Source organism: Streptomyces sparsus (assembly GCF_054776295.1).
In genome coordinates this window covers 1-1,066 of sequence record NZ_BAAHCA010001295.1, presented here as the reverse complement: position 1 = coordinate 1,066, position 1,066 = coordinate 1, and the positions used below count along the sequence as shown (strand labels likewise).

Here is a 1,066-nt window from a genome sequence, read left to right as displayed (position 1 = left end):
CCCCGTCGGCCGCCCCCTGGACGGCGGCCGGAGCTACGTCCTGGACGCCGGGCTCCAGCCGCTGCCCGCCGGGGTGACGGGCGAGCTCTACCTCGCCGGGACCGGCATCGCCCGCGGCTACCTCGGCCGTCCCGGACAGACCGCCGAACGGTTCGTCGCCGACCCCTTCGGCCCGCCCGGCACCCGGATGTACCGCACCGGCGACCTGGCGTGCTGGCTGCCGGACGGCACCCTGGCGTTCCGCGGACGCGCCGACGGACAGGTCAAGCTGCGGGGCTTCCGCATCGAGACCGACGAGGTCGCCGCCGCGCTCGTCGAGCACACCACCGTCGCCCAGGCCCTCGTGGCGGTCCGCGAGGAACGGCCCGGCAGGAAACGGCTGGCCGCCTGGGTGGTCCCCGCCGACGGCGCGGAGGCCGACCCGGCGGCGCTGCGCCGGCACCTCGCCGAGACGCTCCCCGACTACATGGTCCCGGCGCAGTGGGCCGTCCTGGCCGCACTGCCGCTCACCCGCAACGGAAAACCGGACCGCGCCGCCCTGCCCGAACCGGCCCCGGCATCCCGCCCGCTCACCCCGCCCGGCGGGCCCGGTGAGGCCACCGCACCCCGTACCGCACGGGAACACCTCCTCCTGGCCCTCTTCGCCGAACTCCTCCACGCCCCGGCGATCGGCGTCCACGACGGCTTCTTCGACTCCGGCGGCGACAGCATCATCGCCATCCAGCTCGTCAGCCGCGCCTACGAGGCTGGGCTGCGCATCACCGTGAACGACCTCTTCCGCGCGCCCACCGTCGCCGGCCTCGCCACGCGCGCCGAGGCCGTGGACCCCCCGGCCCCCGACGCCGCAGGCCCCGACGACGACGCCGGACCGCTCCCGCCGACCCCCATCGTCCACTGGTGGCGCGAGCAGGACGGTGACCTCGACACGTTCAGCCAGCACATGCTGGTCCGCACCCCGGCCGGGCTGACCACCGGCCGGCTCACCGCCGCCCTCCAGGCGCTCGTCGACCGGCACGCGGCCCTGCGGATGCGCCTCGACCCCACCGGCGGGGAGTGGCGGCTCGAC

Annotated in this window: 1 protein-coding gene; it reads left to right on the top strand. The window is 76.7% G+C overall.

Features of this window, described 5'->3' with window-relative positions; genetic code table 11:
* Positions 1-1,066: AMP-binding enzyme (locus tag ACYVE9_RS27995; protein ID WP_461030686.1), on the top strand; the 1,066-nt coding region annotated here is incomplete at both ends.